Annotated in this window: 16 protein-coding genes and 4 pseudogenes; 11 read left to right on the forward strand and 9 right to left on the reverse strand. The window is 68.0% G+C overall.

All coding sequences use genetic code 11. From position 1 onward, the window contains the following. Window positions 1-96 precede the first annotated feature (96 nt). On the forward strand, window positions 97-276 hold the full coding sequence (locus ABKA17_RS42050; RefSeq protein WP_353697704.1) for a hypothetical protein: 180 nt from the start codon (window positions 97-99) through the stop codon (window positions 274-276). A gap of 74 nt (window positions 277-350) precedes the next feature. Here ABKA17_RS42050 and ABKA17_RS42055 read toward each other — a convergent pair whose 3' ends face one another. Beyond that, a complete protein-coding gene (locus tag ABKA17_RS42055) occupies window positions 351-1,106 on the reverse strand; it encodes a class I SAM-dependent methyltransferase (RefSeq protein ID WP_353697846.1) in 756 nt (251 codons plus the stop codon). A gap of 131 nt (window positions 1,107-1,237) precedes the next feature. On the opposite strand from ABKA17_RS42055, the pseudogene ABKA17_RS42060 reads away from it, so the two are divergent. Then, window positions 1,238-1,527 (forward strand): annotated as a pseudogene (locus ABKA17_RS42060) (transposase); the annotation flags it as partial. 412 nt (window positions 1,528-1,939) lie between these two features. After that, the gene (locus tag ABKA17_RS42065) at window positions 1,940-2,407 is read left to right on the forward strand and encodes a hypothetical protein (protein ID WP_353697705.1); all 468 of its coding nucleotides are present in this window, start codon (window positions 1,940-1,942) and stop codon (window positions 2,405-2,407) included. A 605-nt stretch (window positions 2,408-3,012) separates the two neighbouring features. Here the strand turns inward: ABKA17_RS42065 and katG are convergent. Together katG and ABKA17_RS42075 are read right to left on the reverse strand one after the other, a co-directional pair. Then, window positions 3,013-5,205: a catalase/peroxidase HPI gene (gene katG / locus ABKA17_RS42070; RefSeq protein ID WP_353697706.1), complete on the reverse strand. Its 2,193-nt coding sequence runs from the start codon at window positions 5,203-5,205 to the stop codon at window positions 3,013-3,015. A gap of 437 nt (window positions 5,206-5,642) precedes the next feature. Further along, window positions 5,643-6,293, reverse strand: a complete 651-nt coding sequence (locus tag ABKA17_RS42075; protein WP_353697847.1) for a TetR/AcrR family transcriptional regulator — start codon at window positions 6,291-6,293, stop codon at window positions 5,643-5,645. A 262-nt stretch (window positions 6,294-6,555) separates the two neighbouring features. Between ABKA17_RS42075 and ABKA17_RS42080 the strand changes: the two genes are divergently transcribed. Next, window positions 6,556-8,016, forward strand: a complete 1,461-nt coding sequence (locus ABKA17_RS42080; protein WP_353697707.1) for an MFS transporter — start codon at window positions 6,556-6,558, stop codon at window positions 8,014-8,016. A 188-nt stretch (window positions 8,017-8,204) separates the two neighbouring features. Here the strand turns inward: ABKA17_RS42080 and ABKA17_RS42085 are convergent, their stop codons facing one another. Both ABKA17_RS42085 and atpF read right to left on the reverse strand, forming a co-directional pair. Beyond that, the gene (locus ABKA17_RS42085) at window positions 8,205-8,597 is read right to left on the reverse strand and encodes a hypothetical protein (protein WP_353697708.1); all 393 of its coding nucleotides are present in this window, start codon (window positions 8,595-8,597) and stop codon (window positions 8,205-8,207) included. A 437-nt stretch (window positions 8,598-9,034) separates the two neighbouring features. Then, window positions 9,035-9,556 carry a F0F1 ATP synthase subunit B gene (gene atpF, locus ABKA17_RS42090; protein ID WP_353697709.1) on the reverse strand — a complete coding sequence of 174 codons (522 nt, stop codon included), beginning with the start codon at window positions 9,554-9,556 and terminating at the stop codon, window positions 9,035-9,037. A gap of 391 nt (window positions 9,557-9,947) precedes the next feature. Here atpF and ABKA17_RS42095 point away from each other — a divergent pair. Further along, window positions 9,948-10,122: pseudogene (locus ABKA17_RS42095) on the forward strand (IS5 family transposase); the annotation flags it as partial. Window positions 10,123-10,231: 109 nt separating this feature from the next. On the opposite strand, the gene ABKA17_RS42100 reads toward ABKA17_RS42095, so the two are convergent. Beyond that, window positions 10,232-11,068, reverse strand: coding sequence for a class II glutamine amidotransferase (locus ABKA17_RS42100; protein ID WP_353697710.1), 837 nt, complete (start codon window positions 11,066-11,068; stop codon window positions 10,232-10,234). Window positions 11,069-11,513: 445 nt separating this feature from the next. Between ABKA17_RS42100 and ABKA17_RS48010 the strand changes: the two are divergent. After that, window positions 11,514-11,744, forward strand: a pseudogene (locus tag ABKA17_RS48010) (IS110 family transposase); the annotation flags it as partial. Then, window positions 11,743-12,334: pseudogene (locus ABKA17_RS48015) on the forward strand (winged helix-turn-helix domain-containing protein); the annotation flags it as partial. The pseudogenes ABKA17_RS48010 and ABKA17_RS48015, both read left to right, overlap by 2 nt. Before the next feature lie 334 nt (window positions 12,335-12,668). Here ABKA17_RS48015 and ABKA17_RS42120 read toward each other — a convergent pair. Next, window positions 12,669-13,343: a hypothetical protein gene (locus ABKA17_RS42120; RefSeq protein ID WP_353697713.1), complete on the reverse strand. Its 675-nt coding sequence runs from the start codon at window positions 13,341-13,343 to the stop codon at window positions 12,669-12,671. Between the two features lie 257 nt (window positions 13,344-13,600). Between ABKA17_RS42120 and ABKA17_RS42125 the strand changes: the two genes are divergently transcribed. The 3 genes from ABKA17_RS42125 to ABKA17_RS42135 all read left to right on the forward strand — a co-directional run bounded on the left by ABKA17_RS42125 (window position 13,601) and on the right by ABKA17_RS42135 (window position 17,202). Next, window positions 13,601-14,794 (forward strand): PP2C family protein-serine/threonine phosphatase, encoded by a 1,194-nt coding sequence (locus ABKA17_RS42125; RefSeq protein ID WP_353697714.1) that lies wholly within the window; start codon window positions 13,601-13,603, stop codon window positions 14,792-14,794. An 839-nt stretch (window positions 14,795-15,633) separates the two neighbouring features. Beyond that, the gene (locus ABKA17_RS42130; protein WP_353697715.1) at window positions 15,634-16,167 is read left to right on the forward strand and encodes a 2,4'-dihydroxyacetophenone dioxygenase family protein; all 534 of its coding nucleotides are present in this window, start codon (window positions 15,634-15,636) and stop codon (window positions 16,165-16,167) included. Window positions 16,168-16,224: 57 nt separating this feature from the next. Continuing rightward, the gene (locus ABKA17_RS42135) at window positions 16,225-17,202 is read left to right on the forward strand and encodes a helix-turn-helix domain-containing protein (RefSeq protein WP_353697716.1); all 978 of its coding nucleotides are present in this window, start codon (window positions 16,225-16,227) and stop codon (window positions 17,200-17,202) included. A gap of 613 nt (window positions 17,203-17,815) precedes the next feature. Here the strand turns inward: ABKA17_RS42135 and ABKA17_RS42140 are convergent. Beyond that, window positions 17,816-21,208 (reverse strand): hypothetical protein, encoded by a 3,393-nt coding sequence (locus ABKA17_RS42140; RefSeq protein ID WP_353697717.1) that lies wholly within the window; start codon window positions 21,206-21,208, stop codon window positions 17,816-17,818. Window positions 21,209-21,662: 454 nt separating this feature from the next. Between ABKA17_RS42140 and ABKA17_RS42145 the strand changes: the two genes are divergently transcribed. Beyond that, complete coding sequence (locus ABKA17_RS42145) at window positions 21,663-21,911, forward strand: hypothetical protein (RefSeq protein ID WP_353697718.1); 249 nt, start codon at window positions 21,663-21,665, stop codon at window positions 21,909-21,911. 151 nt (window positions 21,912-22,062) lie between these two features. Here the strand turns inward: ABKA17_RS42145 and ABKA17_RS42150 are convergent, their stop codons facing one another. Beyond that, a complete protein-coding gene (locus ABKA17_RS42150) occupies window positions 22,063-22,800 on the reverse strand; it encodes a dienelactone hydrolase family protein (RefSeq protein ID WP_353697719.1) in 738 nt (245 codons plus the stop codon). Window positions 22,801-23,124: the final 324 nt, after the last annotated feature.

The following is a 23,124-nucleotide window of genomic DNA, read 5'->3' on the forward strand; positions in this document are numbered from 1 at the left end:
GCCGTCGACACTCCGCCAACGGCCACCTCAGCCCCAACGAATACGAACACCGACACCACACGGCTAAGCTCACGCTCGCCGCGTGATCAACGAAGCGTGTCCACCATCACGGGGGAAGGCCCGCCGTCGAAGCTGGATCCGTTCACGCCGTTCATCGACGAGATCCTGCTCATTGATCTCGATGCGACCAGGGAGCAGCGTCACGCCGTCACCCCGGATCTACCACGGTCTTATCGGCGAACACTCCTCGTCCGAGGCGTTGCGTTGACCACTTGAACCCGCACCGATGAGAGGGCACAAGCGTCCTGCGAGCAACTGCGTGGTCCGACCAGGGGCTGAGAGTCCGGTGCTCATGCCTTGCTCGCGACCACCATGTAGTTCTCGGCCCCAAGATCGAACGTGCTCAGTTCCGTCTGGAGTCCGACCCGGCCCAGCTCGACTTCGAGTTCCTCGTACCGGTAGGGCCAGCAGGACAGTACTTCCGAGCGGACAAGAACCAACCCGGTCGCTTCAACTTGCGCGATCGCAATCTCGATATGGTGCTCCTCCTCCCAATGCGGCGCAATCTCCCAGCGGTAGACCACGACGGCATCGCGACCGTTCCGCCGGACGAGTCGGTCACTGATCTCGAGCCGGGAACCTCTGGCCCGCACAAGTTCCCAAGTGCGGGATGTGAGTACCAGGCGCCCGCCGGGGCGCAGAAGCCGTGCCATCGACTCCAGGGCAGCACCTCTGCCTGTCGCGCCCGTGGCATGGTGAAGCGAGTTGCCGACGCAGAACACCATGTCGAACGTGTTGTCCTGGAAATGGTCGGGCAACTCTTCCCAGTTCGCCCGTACGGCCCGGACGGATACCCCGAACTCCTTGGACAACTCCGCAGTCCGACGAACCATCGCCTCGCTGGCGTCAGTTGCGACAACCTGCATGCCACGACCGGCGATGCCAACCGCCAACTGTCCGGTTCCGCACGAACAGTCGAGGACGTGAGCGTTCGGCGGCAGGAGGTTTAGGACGTCGTCGAACGACGCAGCGAACTCGGATGGAGGCAACTTTGCATCCGAGATGAGCCATTCGTACACCTCGGCAAGCACGTCATAACCTGTCACCAGCACTACCTCCGTCACGCGGCAGACTCGCGGTAAAACACCAGTCCATCAGCGGAGCAAGCCGGGCACCAATGGCTTTCGCGAGGCTGGGTTTGTGCGGTCAACGGTGGATCTTGAAAGTGGAGTGACACCTGGTGACAGACGTGACTGTGTCGGCTGAGGCCGTGGAGGAAGCCAAGCCGGCGGGATTGAAGCCGGATGCTCTGGGAGACCAGTTGATCAGCCAGCTGGTCGACCAGGCGAGGCCGACGGGATCAAGCTGACCGGCGAGGGCGGGCTGTTGCAGCGGCCGACCAAGCGGATCCTTGAGTCGGACCTTGAGGGCGAGATCACCGATCACCTCGGACAGGAGAAGCACGAGAAGACGACCCCGGGCAACACCCGCAACGGCGCCCGCTCGAAGGCGGTGTTGACCGAGGTCAAGAAGCGGCAGCGTCGGCTGGATCAAACCCACACCTTCGTACGGGACTTCGCTCAGATGCTCGCCCGGCGCACCGGTCCCGACCTGCCGACCTGGATCAGCACCGCCCGCCGCGCGCAGCTGCCGGGGATGACCGGCTTCTCACGGACTCACCACTGACCTCGAAGCCGTGATCGCCGGACTCACCGTCCACTGGAGCTCCGGCGGCACGGAGGGTGCCGTGAACCGCATCAAGAAGATCAAGAGGCAGCTCTACGGCCGTGCCGGATTCGAACTCCTCCGCAATATGATCCTATTGCAATAGCGTCTCACCACAGACTCTGCAGCCAACCCTGGTCACGCCAGCGACTGTGACGGGCTGAGAAGATCACCGCGAGGCAACAGATTCCGTCGAGACCGCGAAGGGACAGGGATGTCGGGGAGACTGCCCATAGATCGGGCCCAGGAGCGACTTCGACATGAGCTGAGCCGTGGACAGCAGCCCCTCGCCGAACTGGACTTGGACGAGGTGTGGCTGCGGTTCGTGCGCTTCGGCTCACAACGCTTCGACACCGCGAACACACCCGACGCAGATGGCCTGCTCTGCCAGTACGGGACCCACACCTTCGATGGCCCGCCTGCCTTCACGCTGGACTTTGCCCGGCAGCTCGAGGTCAACGACGCTTCCGGCGAGCATGATCACTACATCCAGCTCCACTGCGAACTTCGGTACGAACCCGTCCTTCAACTACGGGCATTGGGGCACTTCGAGTCCTGGTTCTTCCATGACATGGACGAGGAACTCGACGGCTGGGCCGACGGCCTTGGGCTTCACGAATTCTGGACGATCGTCCGCAACTTCCACCTCACGGAAATCAGGGTCTACCAGGAACATGTGTGATCACAGCCGCGCATCGGCCTGCCCCGTAACGCTCAGCAACTACTCCACAAGATCTGTGCCAGAGCCCGATGAACGACGTCACACCCACCCGGGTCGGCCGAAGCGCTGCCTTTGGCGTGTGCAGCGTGGCAGCGTGATGGCTCGTCCCCAAGGGAATCGGCGGCGGCCGGGGGCTGCTCAACGGCGTGGGACCTCCACCGTTTCGGCGGTGACCGCAGGGTGGCATCGGCCTGCTCCTCGTCGGTCCCGCCGCGACGGTGGGTGAGCATCCAGACGGTGGCGAGCAGAGCGGTGGAAGAGAGGGCAGGCGTAGGCGCCACGTGTCTGATCCGGCGCTGTCCGCGGTGTGCGCGACGGGGTTTGGGCAGAGCCAGGCGGGCGAGCAGCCTGCCGAGGGCCAGACCGGAGATCAGCAGTGCTCAGGCGTTGCGCACAGTGAAGTGACTGGACACCGGCGATTGGACCGCCAAGGCAGCGCCCTGGAAGCGAGCCGTCGATGATGTGCGACGAGACCATGCGCCCCGTTGGTCCGACAGATTCGAGGGCCCCGGGTTTCGCAGGTCGGGAGCTCGGGGAGTTCCCGACCTGCGGGGCCCTGGAACCTGCTAGGGGCGGACGTCGTACCGGTCGAGGTTCATCACCTTGTCCCAGGCGGCGACGAAGTCCCGTACGAACTTCGCCTTGGCGTCATGGGAGGCGTAGACCTCGCTGAGGGCGCGGAGTTGGGAGTGCGAGCCGAAGACGAGGTCGACGGCGGTCGCCGTCCATTTCACCTCGCCGGTGTCTCGGTCCCGGCCTTCGTACACGTTCTCGTCCGTGACCGAGGTGGACCACTGCGTGCGCATGTCGAGGAGGTTGATGAAGAAGTCGTTGGTCAGGGTCTGGAGCCGGTCGGTGAGAGCGCCGTGTGCGGAGCCCTTGTAACCGGTGTCGAGCGCCCGCATGCCGCCGATCAGGACGGTCATTTCGGGTGCGGTGAGGTTGAGCATGTTCGCGCGGTCGAGCATGAGCGTCTCGGGGGAGAGCTTCTCGCCCGCCCTGAGGTAGTTGCGGAACGCGTCCGCCTTGGGTTCGAGTACGGCGAAGGACTCCACGTCGGTCTGTTCCTGCGTGGCGTCCGTGCGCCCCGGTGTGAAGGGGACGGTCACCTGATGCCCGGCGTCGGACGCGGCCTTCTCGACGGCCGCGCAGCCGCCCAGGACGATCAGGTCGGCGAGGGAGACCTGCGTGCCGCCGGTCTGTGAGTTGTTGAAGTCCTGCTGGATCTGCTCGAGTGCGCGTACCGTGTCGGTCACTTCGGGGAGGTCGTTGGCCTCCCAGTCCTTCTGCGGTGCGAGCCGGATGCGTGCCCCGTTGGCGCCGCCGCGCTTGTCGGTGCCGCGGAAGCTGGCGGCCGAGGCCCAGGCGGTGGTGACGAGCTGGGAGACGGACCGGCCGGAGGCGAGGATGGTTGTCTTGAGGGCGGCGATGTCCGTGTCGTTGATCAGGTCGTGGTCGATGGGGGGAACGGGGTCCTGCCACAGCTGCGGCTCGGGAATCCAGGGTCCGAGGTAGCGCGAACGGGGGCCCATGTCGCGGTGCAGGAGTTTGAACCACGCCTTGGCGAAGGCCAGCGCGAACTGGTCCGGGTTCTCGTGGAAGCGCTGGGCGATCGGTCCGTAGACCGGATCCATCTTCAGTGAGAGGTCCGTCGTCAGCATGATCGGGGCGTGCCGCTTGGACGGATCATGGGCGTCGGGGACCTTGTCCCGGGCGGAGGGGTCGGTGGGAGTCCACTGGTGGGCACCGGCCGGGCTCGTGGTGAGTTCCCAGTCGTAGCCGAACAGATTGTCCAGGTAGCCGTTGTCCCACTTCGTGGGCTCGTACGTCCATGCCCCTTCGAGTCCGCTCGTCAGGGCGTCGCCGCCGACTCCGCTGCCGTGGGTGTTGTGCCAGCCCAGGCCCTGCTGCTCGACGGGGGCGGCCTCGGGCTCGGGTCCGACGTGGCTGGGGTCGACCGCCCCATGACACTTGCCGAAGGTGTGGCCGCCGGCGATGAGCGCCACGGTCTCCTCGTCGTTCATCGCCATCCGCGCGAACGTCTCACGGATGTCCCGGGCGGCGGCGAGCGGGTCCGGGGTGCTGTTGGGGCCTTCGGGGTTGACGTAGATCAGCCCCATCTGTACGGCGCCGAAGGGGCCGGTGAGTTCCCGGTCCCCGCTGTAGCGTTCGTCCCCGAGCCAGGTGTCCTCGGGCCCCCAGAAGATCTCCTCCGGTTCCCACTGGTCCTCGCGCCCGAAGCCGAATCCGAACGTCTTGAACCCCATGGACTCCATGGCGCAGTCGCCGGCGAAGACGAGCAGGTCCGCCCAGGAGATCTGCTGCCCGTACTTCTGCTTGACCGGCCACAGCAGACGGCGCGCCTTGTCCAGGCTCGCGTTGTCCGGCCAGCTGTTCAGCGGAGCGAACCGCTGGGCGCCGGCACCGCCACCGCCGCGGCCGTCCGCGATGCGGTACGTTCCCGCGGAGTGCCAGCTCATACGGATGAAGAGCGGACCGTAGTGACCGTAGTCGGCGGGCCACCAGTCCTGCGATGTGGTCATCACTTCGAAGACGTCGCGCTTGAGCGCTTCCACGTCGAGGGTCGCGAACTCCTTGGCGTAGTCGAAGTCCTCGTCCATCGGGTTCGAACGCGCGGAATGCTGATGGAGGACCTGAAGGTCCAGCTGATCGGGCCACCAGTCGCGGTTGGTCCGGGGGCGATGCGCGGTGGGGGTGGGGGAGGGGATCGCCGGGTTCTCGCTCTCGCTGCCTGGCATGCGCGCAACCTGCTTCCTGGTCGGGTGCGTCCTGTTGCTGTTTGTTCCTCCTGACGTTGTTCGCTTTACCGGAATGGGGCAATCCGACACGCACGCGGAGGGAGCCATGGCGCTCACAGGAGGGAAATCTCGGCCCGTGCCGCGTGTCGGCCCGCTGCGGCTCGCTGTCTGAACGGGAGCGGCGACAGGCAACGGCAAACTCGCGCTGCGGCCGGGGGAGCAGCATGAAGCAGGTTCGGGAAGGAGGCGGCCTCTTGCCGCATGCACGTGACGTCACCGACTGCAGCAGGCAGCCCGGCCCTTGCCGACGCGGGCGTACGAGGTGCGGTTGACGTCCTGTGCCAGCCCCTGCCGAGCCGTTCCGTGCTGATCTGGGGGCGGTGTGAACGGTGTCGGTCAGGGGGCTTGTCGGCCGTCAGGCGCGGTGAGTGCGAGGATCAAGGAGTTTCCGCCTGGAGGCGCAGGCCTGCCAGGGTCAGTTCCAGTGCGGCGAGGAACTGGTCCCTGTCATCGTGCTCGGCGAACTCGTCGGCGATCTCGTGCACGAAGGGGAATTGCGCGGCATCCAGCCTGCGCCAGGACTCGGCGTAGCGGCTGAGGTACTCCACGCGGTTCACCTCGCCGTCGAGCAGTTCCTGCGGGAGTTCCGCGCCGAGGTCGGCGGCTGTGCCGACCACGACGCCCACGATCGCTGAGACGGCGTGGAAGCGCTGCCGCGGTGTGAGGTCGAGGCGCTGGGTCTGCTGGCCGAGCCTCTCGTACAGCCGCAGTGAGTGGCCTTGGACATCGGTGTTGCGCATGAAGTAGGCCGACAGCCATGGCCGGTCGATCATCGCGTCGAAGAGGGTGATGGCCATCTCGCGCAGATCGGCGATCGGGTCGTCGCTGTGCGGCTGTTCTTCGACGGCGGTCAGGATGGCGCCGACCGCGTGGTCGGTGGCGCGGTCGAACAGTTCGTCCTTGTTGGAGACGTACCAGTAGATGGTCCCGACGCCCGTGCCGAGCCGGGTGGCGAGGGCGCGGAAGGTCAGGGCCGACGCGCCCGCCTCGTCGAGCAGGGCCACGGCTGCGGTGAGGACGGCCTCCATGGAGTGCGAGGCACGTTGGCGGCCTCGGGGCGAGGTCTCGGTGGCGGTACGTGGTCGCGGGCGTGGCATGCAGCCATCCAATCACAGACTTGCGCTTTCATCGAACGGCGTTCTACTGTCGAACGTCGTTCCAGTATCGAACGTCGTTCGTTAATCGAATCCCGTTCTCACGCTTCCGCTCTCACGCTTCCGCTCTCACGCATCCCGTTCCCACGCCGCGCGTCCTTGCGACGACCGGCAACGTTCCGACAGGAGGCCGGCCATGACCGCGACCACCACCACCGAGTCAGATTCGACCCGTACCTACTCATCCCTGCGCACGGCCTGGATTCCGCTGACCGCGCTCTGCCTGGCCTTCTTCGTCGAGATGGTCGACAACACCCTGCTCTCCATCGCGCTGCCGACCATCGGCCGTGACCTCGGCAGCGGCACCACCGCCCTCCAGTGGGTCACCGGCGCCTACTCGCTCACGTTCGGCGGTCTCCTGCTGACGGCCGGCTCCCTGGCCGACCGAGTCGGACGCCGACGCGTGCTGCTGATCGGCCTCGCCGTGTTCGGCCTGCTGAGCCTGTGCGTCATCGCCGTCGACTCCGCCGGGCAGCTCATAGCCCTGCGCGCCGGACTCGGCATCGCCGCCGCAGCCATGGCACCCATCACCAACTCGCTCGTCTTCAGACTGTTCGACGAACAGGCGCTGCGGATGCGCGCGATGACCCTGATGATCGTCGTCGGCATGTCCGGGTTCGTGCTCGGCCCGCTGCTGGGCGGTACGGCGCTCGCCCACGTGAGCTGGCAGTGGCTCCTGCTGATCAACGCGCCGATCGCCCTGATCGCCGGCATCGGAGTGCGGCTCGGAGTCGCCGGCGACCGTCCTCAGGACCTGACGAACGACAAGCTCGACCTGCCGGGCGCCGCCCTGAGCGTCCTCGCCATCGGCCTGGCCTGCTACGCGCTGACCAGCGGCGTCGAGCACGGCTGGCTCTCCACGATCACGCTCGCGTCGATCGGCGGAGCCGTGGCCGCGGGCATCGGGTTCGTACGGCACGAGCGCCACAGCGCGGCGCCCATGCTGGACCTCACCATCTTCTCCAGCGGGACCGTCCGCGGCGCCGCCATCGCCCAGATCGGTACGTCCATCGCGATGGCCGGCGTGATGTTCGGGCTCATCCTCCATTTCCAGTACGCCTACGGATGGAGCCCCGTGCGGGCCGGCCTGGCGAACCTGCCGATCATCGTGACGATGATCGTCGCGACCCCCCTGTCGGAAGGGCTCGCCAAGAAGTTCGGCCACCGCATCGCCTGTCTGGTCGGCGCGGTCTGCCTGGCCGGTGCGCTCGCCGGGCTCGCCTGGGGCATCGACCGCGGGTACGCCGCCATCGCCGTCTCCATGGTCGTGATGACCATCGGGCTGCGCACCGTCATGACGATCTGCGCCATCGCCCTGGTCGACGCGATGCCCGAGAACCGCACCTCGATCGGCGCGGCGCTCAACGACACCGCCCAGGAAGTCGGCACCAGCGTCGGCACCGCCGTCGTCGGCACCTTGATCGCGGCACTGGTCACCACCCAGCTGCCTGCGGGCGCCTGGAGCAGCGGCCTCGTGCAGTCCTTCTTCCACGGTGAGCGGATCATCTACGGCGTCCTGGCCGTGCTCGTCGGTCTGATCGCGGCAGGCGGCGCACTTACCCTCACCGACTCGCACACGGTCGAGGAGCCGGCCTGAGGCATCCGGGCCGGGGCCGGACGGCCCTGCACGGCGACGAAAGAGCGCCTGCGGGCAGGAGCCGGCCGCACGTCACCGACCGGGAACTCGCGCCACGCGCAAGTCCGGCGGGGAGGGGTCCGTGCCCGCTTTTGGGAGTAATGGCGTTCGATGTGCCAATCGTCGCCCTGCGCTGAAACGCACGGCTGTCAGCTTGAGGGGCAGGCGGACTGGGTGTCGATGCGGATGCCGCTCACCCTGAAGTCGTCGTTGAAGTGGTAGGTGCTGTTCGGGGGCAGGCACCGGTAGTAGGTCACGCTGTACTTGTCGTGGACGCGCAGGTAGACCCGGTCGTCGTTGCGGGTGTTCCTGACGTAGTTGGCGCCGTAGCTCTTGGATCCGAGGTCCTGGTAGGAGCTGGTGACGTCCTGGTACGCGGCCGTGGGCTTGCTGTTGTTCCAGTCACTGTCGGTCAGGTAGAAGCAGACGCGGGGCCAGCCGCAACCGTTGTAGTCGCCGGCCGAGGCGGTGGGGGCCGTGGCCAGCCCGGCGGTGGCGAGCGCGGCGGCCGCTGTCGCCATGACCGCCATCCGCTTGGTCATCTTCACTCCAACGCGCACAACGAATCAGCTCCCCGTTTCTGTCCCAGTGGGTATGTGCCGGTTGGGCAAGCCTGACTGTCTCCTGGACGAAGGTGCTGGGGTACCTGCAACTGTTCAGGTTGCGTCGGGCAGAGTGGCGCAAGTGCGGTATAGGCGACTGCCGAGACACCCATGACACCCGGAACCGGCCTTACCCGCCACCAAGTCCTCGACGCCCTCCAGGACCTCCTGAAGTGTTGGACCGGCACCATCTGCCAGTAGCCCCTGCCCAGCGGTTACTCAAGACCAAGATCGAGAAAGACCCAAGGGAGTCCTTTAGGCGGGTGACGGGAGATGCGAAGAGCGTCGACCCGGTCGGCTCTTGGAGAACCGTTGTATGAGCCCGGACCTCGGTCAGAACCTGCTACTGAAGGCGGCATGCCAGGCCGTCGGCCTGGTCAACCTGTTGCCCCTCTGGACGAGAACTTGGTGTTCAGTTCTTCGAGATAGCGGTCGACGACCTCACTGCTGGCCAATTCATCGAGGGGCTCACCGACGATGCGACCAGCGAGCTCGATGGCAATGTGTCGTAGACCCTCGGTCAACTCGGCAGCCGCAAGAGTTCGGTCTACCTCGAGCTGAGCCTGCGCATCCGCGATCAAGGCATCGCGCTGCCGCGCGCCTTCTTCACGGGCTGTTGCAATGATCGCTGCGCCCTGTTCCAGGGCCTCCTGCCGGAGGTGAGCCAGCTCTCGGCGGGCTTCGGCGAGTTCGCTCTGGTACTCGTTATGAAGGCGCTGAGCTTTGAGCCGAGTCTCTTCAGCTCGTTCGATCGTTCCCTCAATGGCGTCCGTGCGCTCTGCAAGGACTCTCACGAGACGCGGAAGAAGAACCTTCGCGAAGAGGACAAAAACTAAGGCGAAGCAGAGAACTGCGACGATGAGGTCGGGCACCTTTGGTTCGAGAGGTCCGATGTTCATGTTCGGCAACGTACTAGACAGCGGGGGCCCCGCTGCAAGGGGGCGTAGGACTTCGCGTTGCACAGGGACCCTCCATCGCGCGGCGCACACACGGCAGTTGGGAGCCGACCTGCCATTCGGCAGGGAAGCTTGGCCTTTATCTTCCGGATAGGCAGGGTCGGTCGTGGAATGCGGTGCCGGGGTGCCCTTATGTCCTTCGTGCCGGACCTACGACGCGCTCGCCGCATCCCGCCCGGCCCGGCCCGCATGACGGAACTGCACCGTCAGGGGCGACAGCCCTGAGCGCGTTCGCCCTCTGTAGCGCCGCGTGCGGCGCGGCCCTGACATCGCGCTGCTGGTGGCGGCCCGACGGCCCAGGGCATGGCCGCCGGCTTCATGGCCCCGGAGAACTCAGCTCAACATCCTGTTACGGGAGTTGGTACGCCAGCAGGAAGGGCAAGAACCGCCACATTTCGGCCTGCGTGATCGACGCCCAGAGCGACAAGACCTCCACCTCCGTCCCCGCCAGGACACAGGGCATCGGCGCAGGCAAAAGGATCGTGGGCAGCAAGCGCAGTATCATCATGGCCCCGCACGGACCGGCCACCGAACTGCCTGCCTGCCGTACGTCACCGTCCTACCGGCTACAAAAGTTCCTTGTGTCATTCCGGGGAACTCATGCTGATGCCCAAGCCGTCATGCCGGTTCCGGGGTGAAGGAATGTAGCTCGTCGGCTCCGGCGTACACGACGCCGTAGCTGCTCTCGGGCACCTCGTTCCAGGCACCCGGCAGATCGCCAAGGGGCTCGGAGACAACGAGGCGGGTTGCGTCGGACACTTCCTGCAGGAACGTCAAATCCGGGTGCAGCTTGCGCAGTGTGTCCACGCGCGTGCTGTAGAACAACGACCGGGAAGCGCCCTGGGTCGAGTAACGGAAGGCCCACAGGCGTTCGCCGTCGGTCACGGCGATCGTCATCTGGAGCGGGAACTCCACACCGTGGTCACGGCCGTTGCGCTCCACCACTCCCACCATCCGGGCCACGGCGCCTGGCGGGTCCTGGTCCAGGCCGAAGGTGACGGCCAGGTAGAACATCATCTCTGAGTCCGTTGTTCCTTCGATGTCGTCGTACAGCCCAGGGTCGACGAGCAGGGCCAGATCGCGGCGCATGAGGTGGAAACCCGTGATGGCACCGTTGTGCATCCACATCCAGCGGCCGTGCCGGAACGGGTGGCAATTCGTCTGCTGCACCGCCGTGCCGGTCGACGCCCGTATATGGGCGAAGAACAACGGGGAGCGGACATGATCCGCGATCTCCCTCAGGTTGCGGTTGTTCCAGGCGGGCCCGATCTCCTTGAGCAGGGCCGGCGTGTCGAGGCTCTCCTGCGAATACCATCCGACGCCGAAACCGTCACCGTTGGTCGTCTCGACACCCAGCCTGGAGTGGAGGCTCTGGTCGATCAACGAATGGGCCGGTTTGTAGAGGATGGTGTCGAGCAGCAGCGGTGTACCCGAGTAGGCGAGCCATCGGCACATGAGCGATCACCTGTGTCCACCTGCACTAGCGGGAATCACCTTGATGTCCCGCCCGCGGCTTCCGGAGTCTTCGAGCGCGCTGACGCCGGCCTGACGCTTCCCCGCTCTGAAAGCAACGTCGTAGCCGCTGGTCGGGTGACTCTTATCCGGCTAGTGCCATTTTCACCTCTCTCGCCGCGCACCGCCATGCGGACGCAGATCGCACAGCCATCGCTCCGAGCGCGAGGTGATGGAACGGGCCGAGCTCTGTGTGGCTCCACCGGGATCGTGTGTGAATGTGGTGCGGCGTGACGGCTGTGAGCCACCACTCGGGCTCGGCACACCGATCATGATGTGACCGAGGCGCGGCTGGTCGCCCCGGCCGCCGGCGGCAGCATTCTCGCGGAGTGATGGGCCTCAACCAGCAGGTCGCCGAACTCGTCAAGGCCATCGAGGCCCGGTTTGGAAGACCAGCGGCAACCTGCGGCGCCCGCAGCGCTACAACCACCGCCTTCAGCGCGTCTCCTGTACCTCGGCGTTGTTCAGCATCTGACACTCCGAGGACTCACGCCGGTTCTACGACCGCAAACGCGCCGAGGGCAAGCGTCACACCCACGCCGTTTTCGCCCTTGCCCGCCGCCGCGTCGACGTCCGCTGGGCACTCCTACGCGACGGGCGGTGCTACGAGATCGCTCCAGGATCTGCGGGTGAGCGAGCGGTCGGTGGAACGCTGGCGGCGTGCCTGGCGGGAGGGCGGAATGGCAGCCCTCGCCTCCTCGGGGCCGCCGAAACTGCCCAAGCTGTCCGATGGCCAGGTCGCTGTACTGGAACAGGAATTGGCGCCGGGGCCGGCCACGCATGGCTGGGAGGTCCAGCGCTGGACCCTGGCCCGGATCAGAGAGCTGATCGCCAGGAAGTTCCGATCCGGACTGCTTGTCGGCGGCGGTGTGGCGGCTGATGCACCGGCACGGTTGGTCCTGGCAGTCGTCGGCCCTCCGGGCACTTGAGTGTGACGAGCAGGCGGAGGGCCTGTGGAAGAAGGACGTGCGGTCGCAGGCGGAATAACCGCGGTGGCGCTGGGGGGCATACATCCTCTTCGAGGACGAGGCCGGGTTCTCGATGACACCGCCGCGCGCTCGTACCTCGGGCCGGCGTGGGCGCACGCCGGTGGTGCGGGTGCGGGGCCGCCCCTGTGGCCGCTGGTCGATCGCGGCGATGCGCCGTTACAAGCCGGGCGAGACTTCCCGGCTGATCTACCGGTCGCGGCGCCACCGCAAGCATCGGGGCGGCGTGGTCAACCCGCTTGGGCGCCAGATCAGTTGGCGATGGTGTCGGTGCTGCAGTTCGTGGACGGCCTGTCGGACCGCCGGTCAGCCGCTGCGCGCAGCGTCCTGACCGGCACAGTCGCTTGCGTCTTTCGTGATAGGGCCACGTTCAGTGTACGCCGACACCATCCGACACGGGACGGAGCGTCGGCGTCCTCGCGTCGGCTGCGGAACCCCCGCCGGCGATGAAACCCCGGCTCCACCCTGCACCACCAACATCACCAGACTCCAAGCCAACATCCCCGATTCCTGGCCCTGTTGAGACTCGCGTCGCCCGGATCCACTGACCGGTGCGTTCAGTTCTCGGGGTTGATCTTCGAGGACAGAGCGAACAGCGCTGCCGCCGACACGATGAGACCTCCGGCCAGTTCTTCGTATCCCTGGAAGTAGGCGATGGGGATGGCGATGGCGCAGGCTGTTCCGACCAGGACGATGACGCGTCCGATGAGTCGCCGGAGTCTGCCCGGCTGCGGAGGGTATTGGGCGTTCGGCGGGCTTCCCCAGTAGGGAAAGGGTCCCGGCCTGGGTTTCCAGCCCTCGTCCAGGAGTCGCACGAACTCCGGGTGGTGGCGGGCGTAGCCCAGACGGTGGGGTGCCAGGCGCCGCCAGGGCAGCCCACTACGCCTGATGGCGAGCCAGGTGAGTCCCGGCAGGCAAGCCACGGCTGCCCAGATCCCTGCGACCGTCCGCTCTCCGGCTGAAGCCGGCAGAATGCCGAGGAGTCGGTCCAGTTGGCCGCTGGCTGCGTAGGCGATCAGCGCGGCTATGGAGAGCACCGCCGCGGTCTGCTCGATCTGATGTCCGGTGTGGCAGCGGGCGCAGCGTGGCACAAGTACGACTTCCCGGCGCCACGTGGTGCGCAGGACAACGATCCACGGGGTCATGGTCGTGTCGGCGTCCTGGTGCAGCCCCAGGACACGGTCGTGCCACGACGCCGGTGTGGCTTTCCCGCAGAACCAGCACTCCCGCACGACGATGTTCCTCTCCCTCTACGGCCAGTCCTGCTGGTGAGGATCGTATCGACGTCAGTCCAGGACCGGTCCCGCACAGCCGGAACGGCCCATCGCCCGTGGTCGGTTCAGATGCGGGCATGGACCGAAGACCGTATCCGAGCGACGGGACCTGCTCGTACCAACGTGGCCCGTTGTCCTGACCAGGCGAAATAGATGGATCAGGTGAGGTTGCGCAGACTCGGGGAAGAAGGTGCGGCAACCGACAGGAGGTTGTTGTGAACGGTGGAGACCTGGAACTGGGCGAGTTGCTGGCCGCTGCGGAAGCGGCCCCGCCCGGTGAGTCCGTCGATGTCGTGGCACACGACCTGCAGAAGCGGTTCGGTGCCGAGAGCGTGTCGTTCTTGTTTGTCGACCTCATCGGCCAGCGGCTGGTACGCCTCGCCGCGGCCGGCGATGAGCCCGCCGACCCTGGCGAGCCGATTGACCTGCAGGGCAGCGTCTACGACAGCGTTCTGCAGAGCCAGCGCCAGCATGTGGGTCCGGACGGCCAGGGCGGAGAGCGCGTCATCACGCCGGTCACCAACCGCGGCGACTGCATCGGCGTCCTGGAGTTGACCCTGCAGTCCGCGGACGACACGGTGCTGCGACAGGTCCGCGACGCGGCCCACGCACTGGCCTACATCATCGTCACGGACCGGCGCTTCACCGACCTTTATCACCTGGGCCGGCGCACCACCGAGACCAGCCTGGCCGCGGAGATCCAGCACCAACTCCTGCCCTCGGCCCCCTGCTGCGAGGCCGCCCAGTTCACTCTGGCCGCCGGGCTGGTCCCGGCGGACGACATCGGTGGCGACACCTACGACTACACCCTCGACCGCGACACCCTGCACCTGTCGATCACCGATGCGATGGGCCACGACACGAACTCCGCGCTGCTGGCCACCCTGTTGGTCGGCGCGCTGCGGCGTGCCCGCCGCAGCGGTTGCGACGCCCTCAAGCAGGCCCACCACGCCCACCAGGCCCTGCTGAGCCACAGCCGCGGCCTGGCCACCGGACAGCTGCTGTGCGTCGACCTCGAAACGGGACGGTGTGAACTGGTCAACGCCGGCCACCCCTGGCCGCTGCTGATGCGTGACAACGCCGTCGAAGAGGTGGAACTCGCCGTCAACCTGCCGTTCGGCGTGGCGGCACCCACCCCCTACCGCCTACAGGAACTGCAGTTGCGTCCCCGGGACCGCCTGGTCCTGCTCACCGACGGCATGCAGGAGCGCGGTGCCGCGGCCGTCGACCTGGCCTCGGTCATTCACGACACCCGCGGGCTGCACCCGCGAGAAGCTGTCCGGAGCCTGACCGCTGCGGTGCTCGACGCCTGCCATGGCAGCCTCAAGGACGACGCCACGGTTCTGATACTGGACTGGCACAGCAATCGCAGTCGGCCGGCCGAAACAAGACCCGGCCCGCAGCCATGAGCCGCAACGGCCTATTCCCTGAGAGGGCGTTACTCCGGATTTGACGAACTGCCGGTAGGGCTGTTCTTGGCGGTGTTTGTGCGAGGTGTGAGCGGCTCGTTGTATCGGTCTCGCCCAGTCGTCTGGGCTTTGTGCGGCGATGGAGTCCCATAGTCGGTGCTGGGCGCGGGCGCGTTCGAACTTCGGCCCCGACAATGTGCTGCTCGATCCCGTAACCTTCCAGGCCACCGCGGTGGTCGCCTGGGAGTTCGCCCATCTCGGGGAACTGGTCGAGGATGCACTATTCCGAGCACTGCCAGGCGCTCGTCCACTTCTTCCACGCCTACGGCGGGGGAGGTGCCGTTCTGGCCTGTCCGCCAGGAGGAGTGGGCCGCTCCACGGACGGCCCAGCGCGAGTCCGTGCTGTGAGCGAGGCGCGGCGGGGAGTGTAAGCGGGCCGCCGGCGCCGGGCCTGACCACCAACTGGTCTTCACCGCCAACTGGTGCTCGTCCGCCACCTGCTGATTACCCACGAGCCGACCCGCCAGGCCAGCACGCCCCGCCCTCGACCGGCAGCGAGTTCGCTGGGTCTGCAGCCGTGGTCTTCAGGCAGGTCATCCAGCAGATGTTTGATTCCAGCCTGGCCCTGCCACCAGCCGATCGCCTTGCGTGTGGCGTCGTGGGTGGCGGTGGGCAACGTCTGTCGACGGTTTCTCCTCGCGGTACCTGACGGCGACCGTCCTGTCATGAACCGGCATGTCCCGAATAGGCAAGACGGCCTGTCCGCCACAGGAAAGACCCGCTGTCGATCACCGATGTTCACTGGCGGCCACCCACCCACGAGACGCAGGGAGCCGCTCATGCCCGACGCCGCCGGCAACGAGTTCTGGAAGAACCTCAAGCCGATCACGAATTCCCTCAAGCCGGATGCCCTGCCCGAGGTCTACCTCTCCCAGGTCGCCACCGACGACGACCGGTACTACGTGCCGTTCACCGAGACCGTCGGCTCGCGCCCGCTGTGGATCAACGTCAAGGACAACAGCTGGGCCGACATCCTGCGCGCCAAGGAAGCGGGACTGGTCAACCGGCACTACCACCCGCACGAGGTGTTCGCGTACACGATCTCCGGGAAGTGGGGCTACCTGGAGCGCCCGTGGACCGCGCACGCGGGTGACTTCGTGTACGAGGCGCCGGGGGAGGGGCACACGCTGGTGGCGTACGAGAGCGACGAGCCGATGAAGGCGTTCTTCATCGTCAAGGGCCCGCTGATCTGGTTGGACGAGAATGGAGAGCCCGACGGCTTCTTCGACGTCCACGACTACATCGAGATGTGCCGCACGCACTACGAGAAGATGGGCATCGGCGCCGACTACGTCAACTCGCTCTTCCGGTAACTTCGGAAGGGTTCCCGCGCCGCTCGGCGACTCCGGCGGGAGCGATTGGAGGCCCTGGTGAGCGCGGCTCTCGTCTCCCGTGTGTCCACGCGGTCCGTCGTTCCCGCCGACCGGATCGGTTTCTGGGAGGAGTACAACCGACAGGCGCTGGTGGGTCTGACCTGCTCGTCCTACTCACAGGACGGTCTGCTGGCGACCCAGGCCAACTTCGGGCTGGGCGGCCTCAGGCTGGCCGGGATCACCGGAAACGAGCACGTCATCGAACGCACCCGGCGCACCTGCCAGGCCCTGCCGAAGGACTCGGTCTTCGTCAGCCTGCTGACGGCCGGCCAGGCGGTCTTCTTCCACGAGGCCGGCTGCCTCACGGTCCGGGCGGGCGACGCGGTCCTCTACGACACCCGGAGCCCGTACCTGTTCGGTTTCCCCTCGGCTATGCGCAAGCTGCTGGTGGACATCCCCCGCGAGACCTTCGCCGAGCAGTGCGCCACCGGCGACCTGTCCGCGCCCCTGCTGTTCGAGCGGGGTGCGGCGGTGTCCACCCTGGAGTCCGTGCTGACATGCTGGGCCACAGGCCGCGGCAACGATGACCCGGCCAGGACCGAGGCCACGGTGCTGGACCTGGTCCGCACACTGGCCGTCCCGCGCCTGGGCGACGCATCCGCTCCGCCCACCGACTCCTCCCGGCTTGCCATGGCCCGGGACTACATCGACCGGCACCTGACCGACCCGGCCCTCAGCGTGGAACGGGTCGCGCAGGCACTCGGAGTCTCCACGCGGCATCTCGGCCGTGTCTTCCGGCACAGCGGCGTCACACCCGCACGCGACATCCTCGACCGACGGCTGGCGAAGGCGCGCGAGCAGCTGACCGCCCAAGACTCCCGGCACCTCACGATCGCCGAGATCGCCCACCGCTGGGGCTTCGCCAGTCAGGCCCACTTCACCCGGGTCTTCCGCGACCGATACGACCAGACACCCGGCGAAGCCCGTCCACCTGGAGCCGATCGGAGTCCGGCTGCCGTACGACGACCGTGCTGAGCATGAGCCCGTCGTAGAGGTGGCTGTGGGGGAGCGTAGGTGTTTTCAGCTCGTTCTCCCACCGCCCGCGGGTCAGTTCAAAGCCGACCCGCAGCCTGTACGGCGGGGCCGCGTTGATGGCGACCATCGCCGGCCGGCCGTAGTAGGGGCGGCCCGCCTCGGAAACAAGCGAAGCAGATGGCAGGCGCGGCAATTACGGCGGTGGCAGCCGGAGGGGGCGACGCGGTTGTCGTGCCGGGCCATGGCCCGCGTCGCCTCACGCAGGACGGGTGACCGTTGATGAGTCGAGACGCCGACCGCCTCCCGCCCGCGCGGCCTGGATTGGCGCCGCGATCGCCGCCGAATCCACCGTAACTGCGTAGGGGGTCGGTGGTGTGTGGCGGTACGTCCCGGGCTGAGTGGCTGAGGATGCGCAGGTCCTCGGCGAACGGTTCGCGGTCTTCCGGCGGCAGCGGGCCAGAAAGTAGCGACGGATGTTCTTCACGTGCATGCGGGATGCACGCGGGTGCGGCACGGCTGAGCGGCACGGCTGAGCTGACGGGGCTCGAACGACTGCAGCAGGGGTGATCAGGGCCTGGCGGCCACCGGCCTGGCGCCACCGCGCAGGCCCCGGTCACCACTGGATCGTCCCTGGGACCGACGGCGGTGCCTCCCGGGCCGTGACCGTCTCGCGTGCCGACGCGCGGACGTCGGGGTGTGCGTGCCGGCGCAGGGTGCGGAGCTGGCCGCGCCACGGCTCCGTCCACCGAGAGCGGCTGCCGCCGGAGACGGTGAGCCTGACGGCGAACAGGCCCTGGGCCAGGCCAGATTCGGCACTCAGCGTGCGGGCGGTCTCCAACCACGCGTCTGGCGCGGGGCCGCTGATCGCGCTGAGCCGCGAGCTGAGCCCTTCGGCGATGTCCCGGGCGAGCAGTGGACGTTCTTCGCAGTCGGCGGCCAGTCGACGCAGGGCCGACGACAGCGCGGTGGCGTCCCTGGTCAGTTCGAGGGCGTACAGCCGGAGTTCGGCGATGGACCGCGCGAATTCCTCGTGCCCGGCGGCGGTGTCGGCGGCGCGGAGCAGCACGTCCGCCGTCGGCCGGCCCCCGCCGCGGTAGCGATGGTGGAGCAGGAGGTGGTGCAGCAGGCCGGCGGCCCGCTGCCGGGCCGGCTGGTCGCGTTCGGGCTCGGCGTCGGCCTGGTCCGGGTCTCCTGTGGCTTCCAGCATCGCCCGCAGGGCCCGAAGGTACGGACCGTCGTCGTGCGCCGCGAGCTCCACCAGTTCCTGCCCGGCCATCGCCCACACTGCCCGATCGGCAAGGTCCGTGGTGGCGGCCACCAGCATCTCGGCGATCTCCGGCTGCCACGGTGCCCACTCCGCCAGTACGGGGAACAGGGCCGCAGCCGTTTCCGGTTCGAGCGGCTCGCAGGCGTGCTGCAGCAGCCCTGCGTACCTGGCCCGATGCTCCTCGTCCACCTCGGCCACGGCCGCCCGTGCCAGCTCCTGGCGGAGCTCCCTGCGTCCCTGCGCGGCTGACTCCAGCATGGGCCAGCTGGCCGGCTCCGCCAGCATGCCCTGGGTAAACGCGACGCACACCGACTGCACGTCGTGGTGCTGCCCGGGCAGCTCGAACGCTTCCCGCAGCAGCGGCGCCGCCTGCGCCGGGGGCAGCATCGTCGCCGCGAGGCGCACCGCCTCCTTGCGGCTGGTGACCTTCACCGTCCGCGGGTCCTTCGGCGTGAGCAGCCTGCGGAGCTCCGCGGAGAGCCGCGACGGCGCGACGTACTGCGCGGCCCGCGTCGCCGCGTAGATCGCGACCCGGGCGCGGTCGCCGCCCGCGTGCTCCAGCAGCAGCGGCAGCACCTCGTCGGGGCGGTCGGTCCATGGCAGTGCGCCGAGGGCCGCCTCCGCCAGCGGGACGTTCGACGATCCCGTGTAGCGGCGGACGACTTCCAGGCCCGCCTCCGGGATCGCTGCCGCCGCCGAGAGGGCCTGGACGCGCACATGCGCCGGCTGCCCCGCGTCGCCCGCTGTGCGCGCGAGCAGCTCCGCCGCCGCCCGCTGCTGGCGCGGCACCCAGCGGTGGGCCCGGTAGGTGGGTGGCGTCCAGTGGCTGCGGGCGGTCAGGAAGCGGCCGTACGGCGGGGTGTCGGCCAGCACCGGGTCGAGCAGGTCCGTACGCCGCCCCGTCAGGACTTTCAGAACGGACGGCAGGACGGCGGCGGACGGCTCCAGCCGCACGATCCGCTCCACCCGCTCGTCGCGCCCCTTCGGCTGCTCCAACCAGAGGTCGACGGCGGTGCGGACGGACACGTCGTTTCCGAACTGGACTGCCTGCCACAGGTATTCCTGGAGTTCGACCATCCCCCACGCGCGCCGCCCGAGTGCCCGTACGAGTGCGAAGACGAGCGAGTAGTCGGCCTTGTCGGTGGCGGCCTCCAGCCAGGGCCGTAGCGCCGCCAGCACTTCGTACTCCTGGCCGCGACGCAGCACGGTGTCGAGGCGGCCGACGTTCGCGCCGCCGGTGTGGCCGGACAGCCGGGTGAGGGTGTCGAGGGCCCAGCCGATGAGCCGCGTGCCGCCCGTGACGGCGTGCTCGCGCAGCATGGACAGGGCGAGCGTGCTGAGCGCGTGACGGGTGCTCCAGGAGGAGTCGCGGGCTTCGACGGCGTCGACTGCGATTCGTCCGAGGTCCTCGGCGGCGTCCTCCGCGAACAGCGAAGGGGGCACCTCCGCCAGTGCGCTGAGGGCGGCGCTGCGGACCGGGTCCTGTTCATTGCGCAGCCGCAGCAGCGCACGCAGCAACCGGCTCACTTCCTGTGGGTCGCGGGAGCGTGCCGCGTTGCGGACGAGCAGGGGGTAGGCCGTGGCGCGGTCGTCCGCGGCGGAGCGGCGGACGGCGGTGAGAAGGTCGTCACGGACCTCGTCCGGCGGCAGATAGGCGGCTGCCGTCAGTATCTGCGCCCAGTGCGCGCCCTTGCCGCGCGCCAGCGTCGCCATCCGCTGAGCCTCGGCAGTGCGCCGCTCGTACGGCAGTACGTCGAGCAGGGCGGGGCTGAGGTCCGCGTGAGCGAGGTCCTTGCCCTCCATCGCCGCGTCGAACAGGGCGCCGCGGCGGGAGGGCGGCAGGCACGCCAGCAGCCGGGCGAGAGCGGGTGCGTTGTCGTTCCAGGCGCGGGCGAGGTCGGTGAGTTCCGCCGGGGCGTGGCGGACGAGGCGGCGCAGCACGGCGGGTTCGAGGTGGCCGCTGTTCAGCCGGGACCTCAGTTTCGGGCGTAGCAGCAGTCGCACCGTGCGGCCGGGATCCGCCTCGACCAGGAGGTGCAGCTTGCGCTGCACGGGCATCGGCAGCGTCTCGTAACGCTCGAGCACAGCCAGCACACCGAGCGGCTCGCGTTCGGCAAGGAGCGCGAGCGCGTCCGCGCGGGACGCCAGCCAGCCGTCCCGTACGACGACGGGGAGGGCGTCGAGCTGCCGCTCCATCTCGGCGAGCAGCAGAGCGGGATGGCGGGCGGCGAGCAGCCGGTAGGAGCTCAGTCCGCGGAACAGGCGGGGCAGCAGCCGGGCGGCGGTCTCCGCAGTGCAGGCGGCGAGCAGTTCCCCGGCGGCCTCGGCGCCCCATCGCCGGTACGTCGGCTCGACCAGCGCCTCGGCGAGGCCCGTACGCCCCGCCACGGCGATGGCGTGCACGAGCTGCTGCCGCACGGCGGCGGGTGCGTCCTCGAAGGCCCCGATCACGGTGGCGTCCGTGAGCCGCCCCTGCCGCAGCGCCCTGATCGCGGGGGCGCGGACGAGGCGGTCGGGGTCCGCGACGCAGCCCTCCAGATACGCGTCGTGGCGCCCCATGTCCGCCACCGTGGCGGCGAGCCGCCGCCCGTGGACGCCGTGAGCGGCGAGCCCGGTCACAAGCTCGTCGACCGCCCCCATCGCCGCGGCGCGTCGGGCAGCGGAGGCCAACTCACGCATGCGGTGGGGATAGGAGAGCCGGTCGACGGCTGTGAGCAGGTGTTCGGCGCGCTGGGACATGAGGGCGATTCTGCCTGGCGGGCGGGGGTGGCGCCTGCGGATTTAGGCCCCACGTGGCTCACAGGGACCCTGCGCCGCATTTGGTATAGCCGAGCCCCCGCAGCGGTCACAGGAACAGCCAGTTCCCCCACCCTCTGCTTGGCACGAGACCACGAGACATTCCCAACTCCCCGGTCAGAGCCAGTCGTTGCTTCTGACCCGAGACAACCCGCCGCCCCCGACCGAACCACAGACCACCAAGGTGGATTCGGAGGTCGTTGCAACACGCGGTGAGTTGATCAAGCCGCGAGCGGGGTAAGTGGCGGCGCGGCTGTGAGTTCCCAGCCAGTGGGGTGGTGTTGCTCTTCGGCGGCGGCCGGCTGACAAACTGACCGCGCTGCGTCTCGGCAGGAGGCTGGTTGCGGAAGTCCCAGCGTCGAAGCCGACCCGCCGGGCATTTGTGGACGTCCGCCCGATGAAGAGCGATCCCGATGCCCAAGCGCAGGGGGAGGGATGGGCGCGCAGCGACGCTGAACGCAGCTTCCGCCTTGAACATTGGGAGTACGACCGCGAGCGCATTGACGGTTTCGACTACGACATCGGAGCAGCTCTCGTCGGGTCCGCTGACGCCGCGGTCGAGTCCGAGCTGATCACTGTGCTCGACGTATGGGGGGTCCGGCCTGGCCTCTTCGTCTATCCCTGGGAGAGCGAGGACCCCAGGTAGTTCGATGGGGATGCCGTCAACTCGTGCAGACGATCAGCTGGCGTTGCCCATTCGAGCGTCCTGCCAGGGCGGCTGGAGTTCGAGGCAGCACCCACAGGCTCGGACGAGTGCGACGAGGTGGGGTGCGTTCACGGCTCGCCGGCGGGCGGGGTCATGCTCCCGGGTCCTCCGCCAAGGGCAGGCACTCGGCGAGTAGGTCGATGACGTCGCGCCAGGCTCGTAGGGCGTGTTGTGGGTGGTAACCGACGCCGGGGACCGTGGGGTGGTCGACCGGCGGGTGGTGAAAGGCGTGCAGGGCGCCGCCGTAGATGGCGAGGCGCCAGTCGACGCCCGCGGCCTGCATCTCAGCGGTGAACGCGTCTCGTTGCGCGGGCGGCATGATCGGGTCTTCCGACCCGACCCCGGCCCACACCGGGCAGCGGATGCGCGCCGCCTCGCCCGGTCGGCCCGTGATCGTTGCGTTGACCGTCCCGATCGCCCGCAGCTCAACACCATCGCGACCGAGTTCCAGCGCGATGGCGCCCCCGGTGCCGTAGCCGATGGCGGCGATCCGGTCGGGGTCGGTCCGGGGCTCGGTGTGCAACACGTCGAGCGCCGCATGGCCGATTGCCCGCATCCGGTCGGGATCAGCGAGCAGAGGCAGGCAACGGGCCAGCATCTCCTCGGGGTCACCCAAATAGCGCCCGCCATGAAGGTCGAAGGCCAGCGCTACATATCCCAACTCGGCGAGAGCATCGGCCCGGCGGCGCTCGACGTCGCTGAGCCCCATGCCCTCGGGCCCGACCAGTACCGCGGCCCCGCGGTCGACACCGGCCGGGAGCGCGAGATACCCGACCATCGTCAAACCATCGGCCGGGTACTCCACCGTACGCGTCGTAATCGTCGTCATGAGACTGGACTGTAGTGATCGTCGAGCCCGGTCCGGCCGGTGTTCTGCCGCTGGCAGAACAGCACGGCTGTCCATCCGAAATACGGGACGGCCCGACGCCCAGAGCTTCAAGATCATCCGTTGCGTCTTGGGCGCGTGTCTCGGTCAACATCCCGAGTCAGGTCCTGAGGGTTGACCAGGTACCCGTGGGCCCAACCGCCAGAATCAGGAGATCCACCCGCAGATTCGCGGTGATCAACCTTCAGCTTCTCTGATAACTGGTCTTTGAACCCTCTATCCGCGACTGGCGAGTCAGTAGAGTCGTCGAAAATTTGCTACACGCTT

This window comes from Streptomyces sp. RG80 (genome assembly GCF_040446465.1).
Lineage (GTDB): Bacteria > Actinomycetota > Actinomycetes > Streptomycetales > Streptomycetaceae > Streptomyces.

What these genes read in the sequence shown, in the direction of transcription:
- ABKA17_RS42065 (WP_353697705.1), top strand. Translation starts at nt 1,940, where the DNA reads ATGTCGGGGAGACTGCCCATAGATCGGGCCCAGGAGCGACTTCGACAT.
- katG (WP_353697706.1), bottom strand. Translation starts at nt 5,205, where the DNA reads ATGCCAGGCAGCGAGAGCGAGAACCCGGCGATCCCCTCCCCCACCCCC.
- ABKA17_RS42075 (WP_353697847.1), bottom strand. Translation starts at nt 6,293, where the DNA reads ATGGAGGCCGTCCTCACCGCAGCCGTGGCCCTGCTCGACGAGGCGGGC.
- ABKA17_RS42080 (WP_353697707.1), top strand. Translation starts at nt 6,556, where the DNA reads ATGACCGCGACCACCACCACCGAGTCAGATTCGACCCGTACCTACTCA.
- ABKA17_RS42085 (WP_353697708.1), bottom strand. Translation starts at nt 8,597, where the DNA reads ATGACCAAGCGGATGGCGGTCATGGCGACAGCGGCCGCCGCGCTCGCC.
- atpF (WP_353697709.1), bottom strand. Translation starts at nt 9,556, where the DNA reads ATGAACATCGGACCTCTCGAACCAAAGGTGCCCGACCTCATCGTCGCA.
- ABKA17_RS42100 (WP_353697710.1), bottom strand. Translation starts at nt 11,068, where the DNA reads ATGTGCCGATGGCTCGCCTACTCGGGTACACCGCTGCTGCTCGACACC.
- ABKA17_RS42130 (WP_353697715.1), top strand. Translation starts at nt 15,634, where the DNA reads ATGCCCGACGCCGCCGGCAACGAGTTCTGGAAGAACCTCAAGCCGATC.
- ABKA17_RS42140 (WP_353697717.1), bottom strand. Translation starts at nt 21,208, where the DNA reads ATGTCCCAGCGCGCCGAACACCTGCTCACAGCCGTCGACCGGCTCTCC.
- ABKA17_RS42145 (WP_353697718.1), top strand. Translation starts at nt 21,663, where the DNA reads ATGAAGAGCGATCCCGATGCCCAAGCGCAGGGGGAGGGATGGGCGCGC.
- ABKA17_RS42150 (WP_353697719.1), bottom strand. Translation starts at nt 22,800, where the DNA reads ATGACGACGATTACGACGCGTACGGTGGAGTACCCGGCCGATGGTTTG.